The sequence below is a fragment of the Streptomyces sp. NPDC107581 genome, from assembly GCF_055657175.1.
In genome coordinates this window covers 282,429-296,231 of sequence record NZ_JBVKBH010000009.1, presented here as the reverse complement: position 1 = coordinate 296,231, position 13,803 = coordinate 282,429, and the positions used below count along the sequence as shown (strand labels likewise).

Here is a 13,803-nt window from a genome sequence, read left to right as displayed (position 1 = left end):
GCTCCCCCCATGGAAGAGATGGGCCTGCGCGAGCGCAAGAAGCAGCGGATGTACCAGGACGTGTCGGACACCGCCGTACGGCTGTTCCTGGAGCGCGGCTTCGACGCCGTGTCGGTCGCGGAGGTCGCCGCCGCGGCCGGGATCTCCAAGCCGACCCTCTTCCGGTACTTCCCGGCCAAGGAGGACCTGGTCCTGTACCGGTTCGCGGACCACGAGACGGAGGCCGCGCGGGTGGCCGCCGGGGCCGCCGAGCCGCTGGACGCGCTGCGCCGGCACTTCCTGGAGGGGCTGGAGCGGTGCGATCCGGTCACCGGGCTGAACGACCATCCGCAGGTGCTCGCCTTCCACACCCTGCTGTACGGCACGCCCGCCCTGGTGGCGCGGCTGTACGGGTATGTGGAGCGGTCGGAGGAGGCGCTCGCCGAGGCCCTCGGCGGCGGCCTGGACGCGCGGCTGGCCGCGGGCCAGATCATCGCCGTCCAGCGGATCCTCGCGCAGGAGAACTGGCGGCGGATCGCGGCCGGCGAGGCGGTGGCCCGGGTGCGGGCGGACGCGGTGCCGGCGGCGGAGCGGGCCTTCCGGCGGCTGGCTGCGGGGCTGTCGTACCTCAGCGATCCGATAGGTGAGACCAAGTAACATATTTAACCCAGTTACATTTTCTGGGTACGGTGGGGCCATGACGTCACCCCACCCCGCTCCCGAGGACATGGAAGCCGCCCTCCACGGCGAACGCGCCTACCACGACACCTGCGCCACCGCCTTCGCCGCCATGGTCGACGGCGCCGCCGATCAGGTCGTCGCCGGCGAGGACGTCTCCGCCTCCGGTGCCGACGCCGAGGTCCTCGGCTACCAGCTGCGCAGCCGGGCCAAGGCGCTGCGGGAACTGCCCGAGGGCCCGCTGTTCTTCGGGCGGCTGGACTTCGCCGGCACCGCCCCCGAGCACGGCGGACAGAGCTACCACGTCGGCCGGCTGCGGATCACCGAGGACCCGGCCGCCCCGCCCCTGGTCGTGGACTGGCGGGCGCCCGTCTCCCGCGCCTTCTACCAGGCCAGTGCGCGTGAGCCGCAGGGCGTCGAGGTCCGGCGCCGGTTCGGCTGGGCGCCGGGCGGCCGGGGCGGCTCCGCCGACCTCACCGGGCTGGAGGACGAGCGCCTGGGCCGGGGCGAGTCCCAGGTCAGCGACATCGTCACGCGGGAGATCGAGCGGCCCCGGGTCGGGCCGATGCGGGACATCGCCGCCACCATCCAGCCCGAGCAGGACGACCTCGTACGCGCCGGCCTCACCGCCTCCGTGTGCGTCCAGGGCGCCCCGGGCACCGGCAAGACCGCCGTCGGCCTGCACCGCGCCGCCTACCTGCTCTACACCCACCCCAAGCGGATCCAGCGCTCCGGCCTGCTGATCCTCGGCCCCAACCGCACCTTCCTCGCCTACATCGCCGAGGTGCTGCCCTCCCTCGGCGAGACCGGGGTCCGCCAGGCCACCCTCCTGGACGAGATCGCCCGCCACCCGGTCACCGGCACCGACCCCGTCCCCACGGCCACCGTCAAGCACGACGCCCGCATGGCCGAGGTGCTGCGCCGGGCACTGTACGCGCGCGTGTCCGCCGCGGACGCGGCCGAGCTGGCCGTACCCGACGGCTCCTACCGGTGGCGGCTGTCCGCCGGGGCGCTGGCCGGCATCGTCGAGGAGGTTCGCGCCGAGCAGCCGCCGTACGCCGTCGGGCGCGAGCGGGTGCGCTCCCGGATCGTGCGACGGCTGCTGGAGCGGGTCGAACGGCGGTCCGGGCCGCCGCCGAACGCCTGGGTGCGCCGGATCGAACGGGCACGGGCACTGACCGCATGGCTGGACGCCGTGTGGCCGAAGGCCCGGCCCGAGGAGGTCCTCACCGAACTGCTCGGCGACAGCGAGGCGCTGGCGCGGGCCGCCGACGGGCTGCTGGACCCGGGCGAGCAGGCGGCGCTGCTGTGGCCGCGCCCGCCGCGGTCGTACAAGTCCGCCCGCTGGTCGGCCGCCGATCTCGTCCTCCTGGACGAGCTGTCGGGGCTGGTCGAGCACCCCGAGGGGTACGGCCACATCGTCGTGGACGAGGCCCAGGACCTCTCGCCCATGGAGTGCCGGGCGATCGCCCGCCGGGCCGTCTTCGGCTCGCTGACCGTGCTCGGCGACCTCGCCCAGGGCACCACGCCGTGGGCGGCCCGGGACTGGGACGTCCAGCTGCGCCACCTGGGCAAGCCGGGCGCGGCCGTGGTGCCGCTGACCATCGGGTTCCGGGTGCCCGCCGCGGTGGTCGGGCTGGCCAACCGCCTGCTGGCACGGCTGGACGTGGCCGTGCCCGCCGCCCGGTCGCTGCGCTCGGACGGCGAGCTGAGCATCCGGCCGACAAACGACGTGCCCGGCACGACCGTGGCGGCCGTACGGGAGGCGCTCGCCCGCGAGGGATCGGTCGGGGTGGTCGCCGCCGATGCGGACCTGGCCCGGGTACGGGACGCGCTCACCGCGGCCGGCATCCGGACGGCCGGACCCGAGGACCTGGGTGCCCGGGTCGCCGTGGTGCCCGCGAGCCTGGTCAAGGGCCTGGAGTACGACCACGTCGTCGCCGTCGAACCGGCCGCCGTCACCGAGGCGGAGGAGCGGGGCGGGCACCGGCTGTACGTGGTACTGACCCGCGCGGTGTCCCGCCTGGACGTCGTGCACGAACGGCCACTGCCGTTCTGAGCGCGGCGAGGAGCACTGCCGTTCTGAGCGCGGCGAGGAGCACTGCCGTTCTGAGCGCGGCGAGGAGCACTGCCGTTCTGAGCGCGGCGAGGAGGGGGAGAAGGCGCACCGTGCCATGACCGACGCGGCCTGCGAGCCTCGCTCTGTGAGCCTTGGGCTGGGGGCTGGGGGCTGGGAGCCTCGGTCCGCAGTCTGTGGTCTGTGGTCTGCGATCCGCGAGCCTCGCCGAGCGGGGCTTCAAGGGCTGATCATGGAGGGTGATGCTGCTCTTCCTCGACGTCGACGGCCCGATCATCCCGTTCGGGGCGGCGGACCGCGCCTACCCGGTCTACGACCACGGCTGCGGCCTGCCGCCGGGCTCCGACGCGCATCCGCTGCTGGAGCGTGTCGACCCGGCGCTCGGGCCGCGGCTCGCGGAGCTGGGCTGCGAGCTGGTGTGGGCCACGACCTGGATGGACGACGCCAACTCGGTCCTGGCGCCCTGGCTCGGCCTGCCTCCGCTGCCGGTCGTCGAGTGGCCGGACGAGGACGAGCCGCCGGACCTGCTGCACTGGAAGACCCGGCCGCTGGTCGCCTGGGCGGCCGGCCGCCCCTTCGTCTGGATCGACGACGAACTGACCGAGGCCGACCGCGCCTGGGTCGCCGTCCACCACCCAGGACCGGCCCTCCTCCACCGGGTCGACCACCGCTACGGTCTGATGGAGGCCGACTTCGGCTCGATACGCGAGTGGCTCGGGGCGCTCGGCCGGCCGGGCCTGGCCTAGGGAAGCTCCGGGGCCTGCCCGATCACCACCACGGGGCTCGCTCTCCGGAACTCCGGGTCGGCCTTCGGGCAGCGCCGCAGGAAGGCGACGATGACCTGGACATGAACTGCCGTACGGCCGTTCCGCCCGTGGTCACGCGCACGGAGCCGGTGTTGAGGCCGCCGGCCCGGTGCACGGCCGCGAAGACGCCGTAGGTCGCCCGAAGTCATGGCCCCAAGCGGCAGCTTGGGGTTCTCGAGAAATCCTCGGGATTGACCGGGGTTGCTGCTGCTCGCGATGATCGGCACAGGGCCCTGGGCCGCAACCCGTCCGGCACTTTCGCGGGATCCGGACGCCGGACGGAGGCACGGACGGGCGCCGATCCGGGCAACGGAAAGGATTCCGCCTCGTGTCCGCTTCCCCTCCCGCTGCCGATCGGGCCGTCGCACTCCTGCGCGAACTCGGTGCCGTGGACATCACTCATCCGGGCGGCACTCTTCTCGTGCACCTTCAGCGTGTCCAAGAACAACTCGCCGCATGGGGCGCCCGCCCTGCCCTCCGGCTTGCGGGCCTGAGCCACGCGTTCTACGGCACGGACGGCTTCCCCACGGTCCTGCTGCCCCTGGACCGCCGCACCGAACTCGCCGCGGTGATCGGCGCGGAGGCCGAGGCGATCGTGTACCTCTACGCGTCCTGCGACCGGAAGGCGACCTATCCGAAGCTCGCGGATGCCGATGCGGCCTTCCGCGATCGGTTCACCGGATGCGACCGCGTTCCCGAGCCGCAACTGCGCCAGGACTTCGTCGAACTGACCGCCGCCAACGAACTCGATCTCGCCCGCGTCGACCGGTCCTTCCGGGAGAAATGGGGAGCCGAACTCCTCGCCCTGTTCACCCGCTTCCGCCCGCTGCTGAGTGAACCGGCCTGGTCTGCCTGCCGCGCCGTACTCGCCCCGGAACCACGTCCACAGGGCTGAGCAGACGCAGGAGAGCCGACCTCTCACGGGGACCGTGTCGCCGGCGGTTCCCCCTCGAAGACCGCGAGATCTCAGGTCAGACTCCTCCGGCTCCGGCTCCGGCTCCGGCTCCGGCTCCGGCTCCGGCTCCAGCCCCCGCTCCAGCCCCCGCTCCAGCCCCCGCTCCAGCGCCAGCCTCAGCCTCAGCCCCAGCCCCCGCTCCAGCGCCAGCCCCCGCTCCAGCGACATCGGAGCCGCCGGCCCGAGACGGGACAGCGGGCCTTGTGGCGAGTGGGTGAATCATGGGTGTGGGGTGGCTCGCTTTTGCAAGCAGGTGCTTGCAATTGTTAGCACGGGTGGGGCAAGGTGGGGGGCATGGCATCGCTCAACGTCGGCAATCTCGGTGAGTACCTGCGCGAGCAGCGGCGCAACGCCCAGCTCTCGTTGCGGCAGCTCGCCGACGCCGCCGGGGTGTCCAATCCGTACCTGAGCCAGATCGAGCGCGGGCTGCGCAAGCCCAGCGCGGAGGTGCTCCAGCAGGTCGCCAAGGCGCTGCGCATCTCCGCCGAGACGCTGTACGTCCGCGCCGGCATCCTCGACGCCGAGCGGGACCGGGACGAGGTGGAGACCAGAGCGGTCATCCTCGCCGATCCCACGCTCAACGAGCGGCAGAAGCAGGTGCTGCTCCAGATCTACGAGTCCTTCCGCAAGGAGAACGGATTCGGGGTCGGCGACACGGCCGAGGACCTCGGCGAGCAGGCTGCGGAGGAACGGCCCGGCGACACCGATGTCCCGAGCGACACCGCCGTACGCGGCACCCGCACGGCCGGCGGCAGTGATGCCGGTCCGCGGCGGACGGCCGGATAGGCAGGCCCTCGACAAGTCAGCCTCCGGCCGCCGACACCGCGGACCACACCAACCTCAGCCGAACGCGAATCCGGGAGGACCATCACCATGGCCATCACCGACGACCTGCGCAAGACCTTCAGCGACCCGACTCCGTTCTACTTCGCCGCCGGTACCGCCGACCTGGCTCTTCAGCAGGCCAAGAAGGTGCCCGCCCTGGTCGAGCAGCTGCGCGCCGAGGCCCCGGCCCGCATCGAGGCCGTGCGCAACACCGACCCGAAGGCCGTGCAGGAGAAGGCCGCCGCCCGGGCCAAGGAGGCGCAGACCACCCTGCAGACCAAGGTCAACGAGTTCATCGGCACCCTGGACGTCGACCTGAAGAAGTTCGGCGAGAACGCCCAGGACCTGGCCCTGCGCGGGGTCGGCGTTGCCGCCGAGTACGCCGTCAAGGCCCGTGAGACCTACGAGAAGGTCGCCGAGCACGGCGAGCAGGCCGTGAAGACCTGGCGCGGCGAGGCCGCCGAGGAGATCGAGGACCTGGCGATCGCCGTCGAGGGCAAGCCCGAGGAGGGCGAGGTCGAGGAGGCCGAGGCCGAGGAGCCGAAGCCGGCCGGGGCCAAGGCCGAGGCCGCGGAGAAGAAGCCCGCGGCGAAGAAGACCCCGGCCCCCCGCAAGGCCACCGGCGCCAAGAAGACGACCCCGCCGGCCAAGTGAGCATGACCGACCGGGCGGGATCGGGCCGGGCACCTTTGGGGTGCCCGGCCCGTTCTATGGGTACGGTGGCGGCGTACGGACCGGGAGAGAGCGGGCGGTGGGCAGCATGCTGATGTTGGGCTTCGCGGGGTTCATGGGGATCTTGAAGATCGTCATGATGGCCCTCGCCGCGTTCGGGCTCTTCGACGCCGCGTTCCGGCGCGAGGACGCCTTCCGCGCGGCCGACAAGCAGAACAAGGTCTTCTGGCTGATCATCCTCGGCATCGCGCTGGTGGTCAGCTATCTGTTCTCGCTCCTGTCCATCCTGCCGATCGCCGGCGTGGTCGCGAGCATCGTCTACATCGTGGACGTACGCCCCGCGGTCAAGCAGGTCTCCGGCGGCGGCAGCGGCTGGGGCCGCCGCGGCGGCGGGAGCAGCAGCGACGGTCCGTACGGGCCGTACAACGGCGGCCGCTGACCCGCACCCGGCGCCCGGGACCGCCCCCGTCGTGCGGTCCGGGGCCACCTATGCCGTGCGGTCCGGCCCGGGGCCGCCCACGTAGGCCGTGCGGTCCGGCCCGGGGCCGCCCACGTAGGCCGTGCGGTCCGGCCCGGGGCCGCCGATGCCGTGGGGCCACCGACGTTGTGGGGCCGCCCACGCCGTGGGGCCGCCTACGCCGTGCGGTCCAGCAGGACCACGGCCACGTCGTCCGTCAGCTCGCCGCCGTTGAGGTCACGGACCTCGCTCACCGCGGCCCGCAGCAGATTCTCGCCGCGCAGGCCCTCGGCCAGCTGGCGCCGGACCAGGTCCACCATCCCGTCCTGGCCGAGGCGCTCCCCGCTCGTGCCGACCCGGCCCTCGATCAGGCCGTCGGTGTAGAGCATCAGGCTCCACTCGGCACCCAGCTCCACCTGCATCCGCGGCCAGCGGGCACCGGGGAGCAGGCCGAGGGCGGGGCCGTTGTTGTCGTACGGCAGCAGCTGCGGCGCCCGCCCGGGGCGGGCGAGCAGCGGGGACGGATGGCCGGCCAGGCACAGGCCCGCCCGGCGGCTGTCCGGGGCGATGTCCACCGTGCACAGCGTCGCGAAGATCTCCTCGTCCGCGCGCTCGTGCTCCAGCACTTCCTGGAGCGTGCTCAGCAGCTCGTCCCCGCACAGCCCGGCCAGCGTCAGCGCCCGCCAGGCGATGCGCAGCTCCACGCCGAGCGCGGCCTCGTCCGGGCCGTGGCCGCAGACGTCGCCGATCATGGCGTGCACGGTGCCGTCGGGGGTGCGCACGGCGTCGTAGAAGTCGCCGCCGAGCAGCGCCCGGGAGCGGCCGGGGCGGTAGCGGGCGGCGAAGCGCAGCGAGGAGCCCTCCAGCAGCGGCGTGGGCAGCAGCCCGCGCTCCAGCCGGCGGTTCTCCTGGGCGCGCAGCCGGCCCTCGGCCAGGCGTCGCTCGGCCGAGTCGGAGCGCTTGCGCTCCACCGCGTAGCGGATGGCCCGGCTGAGCAGGCGGCCGTCCAGTTCGTCCCGGAACAGGTAGTCCTGGGCGCCCACGCGCACGGCCTCGGCGCCGCGCTCGGCGTCGCCGGAGGCGGTCAGCGCGAGCACGGCGTGCCGGGGCGCGAGCTCCAGTACGTGCTTGAGCACGGCAAGCTCGTCGTCGTCCCCGGTGCCGCCGGGGGCCGCGAGCGCGAGGTCCAGCAGGATGCAGTGGACGTCGTCGGTGAGCAGCCGCTCGGCCTCGGTGAGGTTGCGGGCGGTGCGCACGCGGATCGGCTTGCCGGAGGAGTCCAGCAGTTCGGGCACGATCGGCGAGCCGGCCGGATCGTCCTCGATCAGCAGCAGGGTGAGAGCGGCGCTGTTCGCGCCGGTGGCCGTGGCGCCCCGGTGAACCTCGTCCTTGAGGGGGCCGCCGTGGACGGCGGCCTGCGCCTGACCGGTCTCCACGGCCGGGATCGCTCTCTGCCGCGGTACGGGTACGGGCATCGTGTTGGGTTCCTTCCCTCCCCCCGAGGGCATGGTGGGGGCGAGGGACCTCGACCCACCGACGGGTGACCATAGCGGTAGAGGCCGCTCCGATGGAATGGTGTGAGCCGCGTCGCTCGGGCGCAGGCCCCCGTCATATGCCGCGATCCCTACCGCAGTTGGACAGGCCGCCACCGGCGCAGGGATGACGAAGCTCACGTACCGCCCCGTTCGGGCGGGGGATTGGGCGTGCGGTGGGTCACACGGCAGGGATTCGACGGCACGACGGCAAGGTCATGAAGGCGGGGTCATGACGGCAAGGTCGTGACGGCAGGGCCGTGACGGCGCGGTGCGACGGCGAGCGGTACGACGGCACATTGGGGCCGCGCCGTCGCCCGAACCGTGGGGGCCGTCACATGGCCTGGCTCACGCGTCCGGCCGTACGACCCCCAGGATCGGCATCGAGCCCGCGCCCGCGACCGTCACCGTCCGCCCGGGTCGCGGGGCGTGGATGATCGCGCCGTCGCCCACGTACATCGCGACGTGGGTGGCGTCGTCGAAGTAGATGATGAGGTCGCCGGGGCGCATGTCCTTGATGTCGACGTGCTTGAGCTGCTTCCACTGCTCCTGCGAGGTCCGCGGGATGGGGTGGCCGGCCGCCGCCCAGGCCTGGGAGGTCAGACCCGAGCAGTCGAAGGAGCCGGGCCCCTCGGCACCCCACACATACGGCTTGCCCAGCTGGGCCGTGGCGAACTCGACCGCCTTCCTGCCCTGCTCGGAGGCCTTGCCGCTGATGTCCTTGAGGACGCCGGTGCCCAGCCAGGCGGTCTGCGCCTTGTAGGCGGCCTCCTGCTCCAGCTTGGCGAGCCGCTCCTTCTCCTTCTTCTCCAGCCGGGATTGGAGCTGCTCGGCCTCGGAGATCTGCTGCTCGATCTTCTTCTTGGCCGCCGCCTTCGCCTTGCGGCCCGCCTCCAGCTTCCGCCACTCCGCCGAGGCGTCATCGGCGTAGCTCTGCAAGTCCTTCTGGGTGCGGGTCATTTCGGCGATCAGCTTGTTGGTCGCCCGCTGGCCGTTGAGCACCGTCCCGGCCCCGTCGATGAACTGCTCCGGGTCGTCGCTGAGCAGGAACTGGGCCGTGGGCGGCAACCCGCCGCTGCGGTACTGCGCCCGGGCCGACGCGCCCGCCAGGCCCTTGAGCCTGTCCAGCTTCTTCTGGCCCTCGACGATCTTCTTCGCCAGCTCGACGATCCGGGCGGACTGCTGCTTCGCCTGCTCCTCGGCCGCGTTGTAGGCGTCGGTGGCCGCTTCCGCGTCGTGGTACAGCTTGTCCAGCTTGTCCCGGACCTTCTGAAGGTCCTTGCTGGGCGGGGGAGTCGGGGAGGCGCCGGGCGTCGCGCTCGTACTCGGCGTGGGCTTCGGGGCGGCGAACGCCGTGCCGGGCGCGGCCAGCACGGTCACCGCGCAGACCACGGTCACGGCAGCCGTGAGCAGGCCGCGCTTGCCCGTACCCATATGAGCCCCCCACCTGATTTACCGTCAGTAACTTACGGTCGCCTGAGGGATCGTGCCACGGACGGGCGCAAAGCGACAGAGGTCGTCGGAAGTCGGATTTTCGCCCCGCCCCCCTGAGCCGGGCCCCCCGCCACCCGCCCCGCTTCCCCGTACTTCCCCCTGCTCCCGCCGCCTACGACGATCACCTCGCCGATGTGACGTACGACGCCCGCAGACCGTTCCCTGCCGGGAGCGACGCGCGCAGACCGCGTCCCCGGCGCGTCCCTCGTCGCATTCCCGGTCGTCCCCGGTCGCTCAGCCGGCGCCGGGCGCCAACGCCCCCCATGTCACGGTCACTTCGCCCTGCCGCCAGCGCGCCGGCGTGTCCGTCACCGGCCAGTCGGCGCTCAGGTCCCGGACCGCGCGGATCCAGCGCTGGCGGGCGCCGTAGGAGGCGTAGGGCGCGGCGGCGGCCCAGGCGCGGTCGAAGTCGCGCAGGAAGGCGTGCACCGGCTCGCCGGGAACGTTGCGGTGGATCAGCGCCTTCGGCAGCCGTTCGGCGAGGTCCGAGGGGCGTTCCAGGGAGCCCAGCCGGGTCGCGAAGGTCACCGTCCGCGGCCCCTTTGGACCGAGCGCCACCCATACGTGCCGCCGCCCGATCTCGTCGCACGTCCCCTCGACCAGCAACCCCCCGCGCGAGCCGCCCGCCGCCGGGGCGAGCCGCGCGCACAGCCGCTGCCACACGGCGGCGACCTCGTCCTCGTCGTACTGCCGCAGCACATTGGCGGCCCGGACCAGCAGGGGGCGCCCGGCGACGGGGATCTCGAAGCCGCCGTGCCGGAAGTCCAGGCCCTCCCGCCCGTAGGGCCGCGCCGCCGCGACCCGCTCCGGTTCGATCTCGACCCCGACCACCCGTGTGCGCGGGGCGACGGTGCGCAGCCGGCCGAGCAGTTCGACGGCGGTCCAGGGCGCGGCCCCGTACCCGAGGTCGACCGCCACCGGATTCTCGGCACGCCGCAGCTCGGCGCCGTGCACGGCCGCGATCCAGCGGTCCATGCGCCGCAGCCGGTTGGGGTTGGTCGTCCCGCGCGTCACCGTTCCCACGACGGGGGTCGCCCCGGTCGGGCGAAGCCGTGGGTGAGGGAGGGGCGTCGCGCGGGCTGTCATACCTATGAGGGTATGCGTCGGCCTGGGTGACTCGGCCCGGGTGACAGGGCGTGGGCGGTCAGGTGCGGGTGCCGGGTGTGGGCGGCTCGCCGCAGGCGTGTCAGCGCGTGCCGTGTGCCGCCCTGCGGCGCAGCGCGAGGACGATGCCGCCTCCCGCCACGACCAGCGCGGCCGCGCCGCCCGCGAGCACCGTGGTGCCGTCGCCCGCGCCGGTTTCGGCGAGGTGGGTGCCGCCGCCCGCGGGCGACGGGGCGCTGCTCGCCGCCGGTGCGGGGGCGGCGCTGCTGCTCTCGGCGGGGGTCGGGGTGGAGGAGGAGCCGGAGGAGGGCTTCGACGGCGTCGAGGGCGCGCCGGACGCCGGGACGGAAGCGGACGCCGACGCGGAAGCCGAGGCGGAGTCCTCGCAGGTCACGTCCGGCACGACCACCTTCGGCTCGATGTCGTCGTCGACCCGGTCGCCCGCCTTGACGTGGACGCGGAACGTCTCGCCGGCGTACCACTCCAGGGCTTTGAGGTCGACGCCGGCGCCCTCGGCGGTCGGGTGGTCGACGGTCTCGGTGTCGACCAGACGCTCGCCGCGGTCCCCGGTCAGCTCCAGGTACAGGCTGACGGTGGCCGGGGTGCCGGTCGGGTCCTTGTCGGTGACGCGGATGACGCCGTGGTCCTTGCCGTCGCAGACGGGTTCCGCGGAGAAGTCACCGATGCTGCAGGCGAGCGCGGTGTGTGCGGCGGCGACGGAGAGCGCGGCCGCGGCGGCGGAGGTGCCTATGACGCGGGCCGCCCTGGCGGCGCGGGGGGAGAGGGACACGCTTGTCCTTACAGTCGATGGGCCCGGGGCCCGTCACGTCTACAAGCCCGTGACGGCGCTGTCAAAGGTTGTGTCGCGGCAGGTCAAGAGCCGATGAAGGAGTGGTTGGCGATCGATGTACCGCCGGTCAAGGAATGGTCATGAACATGCAGCCCGGCTTCCCACGGGCCGCCGGACCAGCCGCCCGCCGGACCGGGCCGGCAGGCCGAACCTGACGAGTGGGCCTGAAGGGCGGGCCTGAGCGGCGGGCCTGACGAGTGGGCCTGAAGGGCGGGCCTCAGCGGCGGGCCTGAAGGGCGGGTCGGAAGACCGGACCGGCGGGCCGGGTCGGCCGTCCGACGGGCCACGCAGCAACCCATCGAACGGTTGAGCGATCAAAGGTCATGATTGGGTAAAGCCGCTTGATCGGGAAATGGTGAGCACCCGCCGGCTGTTGCACCCCTTCGGAGGGCGCGGACGGTCCTCCGGCAGGCATGCCCGCAGCAAGGAGGAACGCCACGTGAGCCAGTACGTCAGCAGGCTCGGGCGACGCTCTCCGGTGGCGCCGCCGCGGCTCAGGCTGCACCGCAGGCCCCGCCGCGTCGCCATGCTCTCCGTACACACCTCACCGCTCCACCAGCCCGGCACCGGTGACGCCGGCGGCATGAACGTCTACATCGTGGAGCTGGCCCAGCGTCTGGCCGCGATCAACATCGAGGTCGAGATCTTCACCCGGGCTACGGAGGGCGGCCTGCCGCCCACGGTCCAGCTCGCCCCCGGTGTCCTCGTCCGGCACGTCGACGCGGGCCCCTACGAAGGCCTCGCCAAGGAGGACCTCCCGGCCCAGCTGTGCGCCTTCACGCACGGCGTGATGCAGGCCTGGGCCGGTCACCGCCCCGGCTACTACGACCTCGTGCACTCCCACTACTGGCTCTCCGGCCATGTCGGCTGGCTCGCCGCCCAGCGCTGGGGCGTTCCCCTGGTGCACGCCATGCACACCATGGCCAAGGTCAAGAACGCCAGCCTGGCCGACGGCGACACCCCCGAGCCCGCCGCCCGCGTCATCGGCGAGACCCAGATCGTCGCCGCCGCCGACCGGCTCATCGCCAACACCGTCGAAGAGGCCGACGAGCTCGTACGGCACTACACGGCCGACCGCGCCAAGGTCGCCGTCGTCCACCCCGGTGTGAACCTCGACCGCTTCCGTCCCGCCGACGGCCGCGCCGCCGCCCGCGCCCGCCTCGGCCTCCCGCAGGACGCACTGATCCCGCTCTTCGCCGGCCGTATACAGCCGCTCAAGGCCCCGGACGTGCTGCTCCGGGCGGTGGCCGTCCTGCTCGACGAGCGCCCGGAGCTGCGCTCGCGGATCGTCGTGCCCGTGGTCGGCGGCCCCAGCGGCAGCGGCCTCGCCAGGCCCGAGGGGCTGCAGAAGCTCGCCGCCCGGCTCGGCGTCGCCGACGTCGTGCGGTTCCGGCCGCCGGTCGGCCAGGAGCAGCTCGCCGACTGGTTCCGGGCCGCGTCGGTCCTCGTCATGCCCTCCTACAGCGAGTCCTTCGGTCTGGTCGCCGTGGAGGCGCAGGCGGCCGGGACGCCGGTGGTCGCCGCGGCGGTCGGCGGCCTCCCGGTGGCCGTGCGCGACGGCGTCACCGGCTTCCTCGTGGAGGGCCACAACCCGGCCGACTACGCGCGCGAGCTGCGCCGTTTCGCCGACGAGCCGTCCCTGCCGGCGAGCATGGGCGCGGCCGCGGCCCGGCATGCCCGGTCCTTCGGCTGGGACACCGCGGCGGCCGCCACCGCCGATGTGTACACGGCCGCGACCCAGTCCCACCGCCGTCACGTACGCTCCCAGCATGGGTGATGTGGAGAAGGGCGCTCAGGTCGTCGAGGGCGCCCTCAAGGACGCCGAGCTGGAGTGGGAGAGCCCGGAGCCCGGGAGCTACGTCGTCAGACTCCCCGGCACCCGCAAGCTCTCCACGACCGTCAGCCTCCTCGTGGGCCGCCACACCCTCTCCCTCAACGCCTTCGTCATCCGCCACCCCGACGAGAACGAGGCGGGCGTCCACCGCTGGCTGCTGGAGCGCAACCTCAAGCTGTACGGGGTGAGTTACGCCGTGGACCGCCTCGGCGACATCTATGTCACCGCGCGCCTGTCCCTCGCCGCCGTCACCGCCGAGGAGATCGACCGCCTCCTCGGCCAGGTCCTGGAGGCGGCCGACGGTGCCTTCAACACCCTGCTGGAGCTGGGTTTCGCCTCGGCCATCCGCAAGGAGTACGCATGGCGGGTGTCCCGCGGCGAGCCGACGCGGAACCTGGACGCGTTCAAGCATCTGATCGAGCGCCCGGCCGACCGGCCCGACGACCGGCCGACGCGCTGACGTACCGGGTGCCGACAGACGCAGCGACGTACTGACCGTACGACAGCGACGTACTGACCGTACGACCCCTTCCCCCCGCC

General features: G+C 73.2%; 13 protein-coding genes. 9 read left to right on the top strand and 4 right to left on the bottom strand.

Annotated elements, in window-relative coordinates:
* The first annotated feature begins 9 nt into the window (after positions 1–9).
* From ACZ7P3_RS24685 to ACZ7P3_RS24655, 7 genes are all read left to right on the top strand, one after another.
* Positions 10–636, top strand: coding sequence for a TetR/AcrR family transcriptional regulator (locus ACZ7P3_RS24685; RefSeq protein ID WP_472085109.1), 627 nt, complete (start codon positions 10–12; stop codon positions 634–636).
* Positions 637–676: 40 nt separating this feature from the next.
* Positions 677–2,716: a HelD family protein gene (locus ACZ7P3_RS24680; protein WP_472085107.1), complete on the top strand. Its 2,040-nt coding sequence runs from the start codon at positions 677–679 to the stop codon at positions 2,714–2,716.
* Positions 2,717–2,976: 260 nt separating this feature from the next.
* A complete protein-coding gene (locus ACZ7P3_RS24675; RefSeq protein WP_472085105.1) occupies positions 2,977–3,480 on the top strand; it encodes an HAD domain-containing protein in 504 nt (167 codons plus the stop codon).
* A gap of 388 nt (positions 3,481–3,868) precedes the next feature.
* Positions 3,869–4,435, top strand: coding sequence for a DUF6817 domain-containing protein (locus ACZ7P3_RS24670; RefSeq protein WP_472085103.1), 567 nt, complete (start codon positions 3,869–3,871; stop codon positions 4,433–4,435).
* Positions 4,436–4,789: 354 nt separating this feature from the next.
* A complete protein-coding gene (locus ACZ7P3_RS24665) occupies positions 4,790–5,281 on the top strand; it encodes a helix-turn-helix domain-containing protein (protein WP_472085101.1) in 492 nt (163 codons plus the stop codon).
* Positions 5,282–5,368: 87 nt separating this feature from the next.
* On the top strand, positions 5,369–5,974 hold the full coding sequence (locus ACZ7P3_RS24660) for a hypothetical protein (protein WP_472085099.1): 606 nt from the start codon (positions 5,369–5,371) through the stop codon (positions 5,972–5,974).
* A 97-nt stretch (positions 5,975–6,071) separates the two neighbouring features.
* Positions 6,072–6,431: a DUF2516 family protein gene (locus ACZ7P3_RS24655; protein ID WP_472085097.1), complete on the top strand. Its 360-nt coding sequence runs from the start codon at positions 6,072–6,074 to the stop codon at positions 6,429–6,431.
* A gap of 194 nt (positions 6,432–6,625) precedes the next feature.
* On the opposite strand, the gene ACZ7P3_RS24650 is transcribed toward ACZ7P3_RS24655, so the two are convergent.
* The 4 genes from ACZ7P3_RS24650 to ACZ7P3_RS24635 all read right to left on the bottom strand — a co-directional run bounded on the left by ACZ7P3_RS24650 (position 6,626) and on the right by ACZ7P3_RS24635 (position 11,369).
* A complete protein-coding gene (locus ACZ7P3_RS24650; protein ID WP_472085096.1) occupies positions 6,626–7,924 on the bottom strand; it encodes a PP2C family protein-serine/threonine phosphatase in 1,299 nt (432 codons plus the stop codon).
* A 405-nt stretch (positions 7,925–8,329) separates the two neighbouring features.
* Positions 8,330–9,415, bottom strand: a complete 1,086-nt coding sequence (locus tag ACZ7P3_RS24645) for a C40 family peptidase (protein ID WP_472085094.1) — start codon at positions 9,413–9,415, stop codon at positions 8,330–8,332.
* A 294-nt stretch (positions 9,416–9,709) separates the two neighbouring features.
* Positions 9,710–10,561: a class I SAM-dependent methyltransferase gene (locus tag ACZ7P3_RS24640; RefSeq protein WP_472085092.1), complete on the bottom strand. Its 852-nt coding sequence runs from the start codon at positions 10,559–10,561 to the stop codon at positions 9,710–9,712.
* Between the two features lie 100 nt (positions 10,562–10,661).
* Positions 10,662–11,369 carry an LAETG motif-containing sortase-dependent surface protein gene (locus tag ACZ7P3_RS24635; protein ID WP_472085090.1) on the bottom strand — a complete coding sequence of 236 codons (708 nt, stop codon included), beginning with the start codon at positions 11,367–11,369 and terminating at the stop codon, positions 10,662–10,664.
* A gap of 499 nt (positions 11,370–11,868) precedes the next feature.
* Between ACZ7P3_RS24635 and mshA the strand changes: the two genes are divergently transcribed.
* Together mshA and ACZ7P3_RS24625 are read left to right on the top strand one after the other, a co-directional pair.
* The gene (gene mshA, locus ACZ7P3_RS24630; protein WP_472085088.1) at positions 11,869–13,206 is read left to right on the top strand and encodes a D-inositol-3-phosphate glycosyltransferase; all 1,338 of its coding nucleotides are present in this window, start codon (positions 11,869–11,871) and stop codon (positions 13,204–13,206) included.
* On the top strand, positions 13,199–13,723 hold the full coding sequence (locus tag ACZ7P3_RS24625) for a type III secretion system chaperone family protein (protein ID WP_472085086.1): 525 nt from the start codon (positions 13,199–13,201) through the stop codon (positions 13,721–13,723). The genes mshA and ACZ7P3_RS24625 overlap by 8 nt, the downstream gene beginning before the upstream one ends.
* Positions 13,724–13,803: the final 80 nt, after the last annotated feature.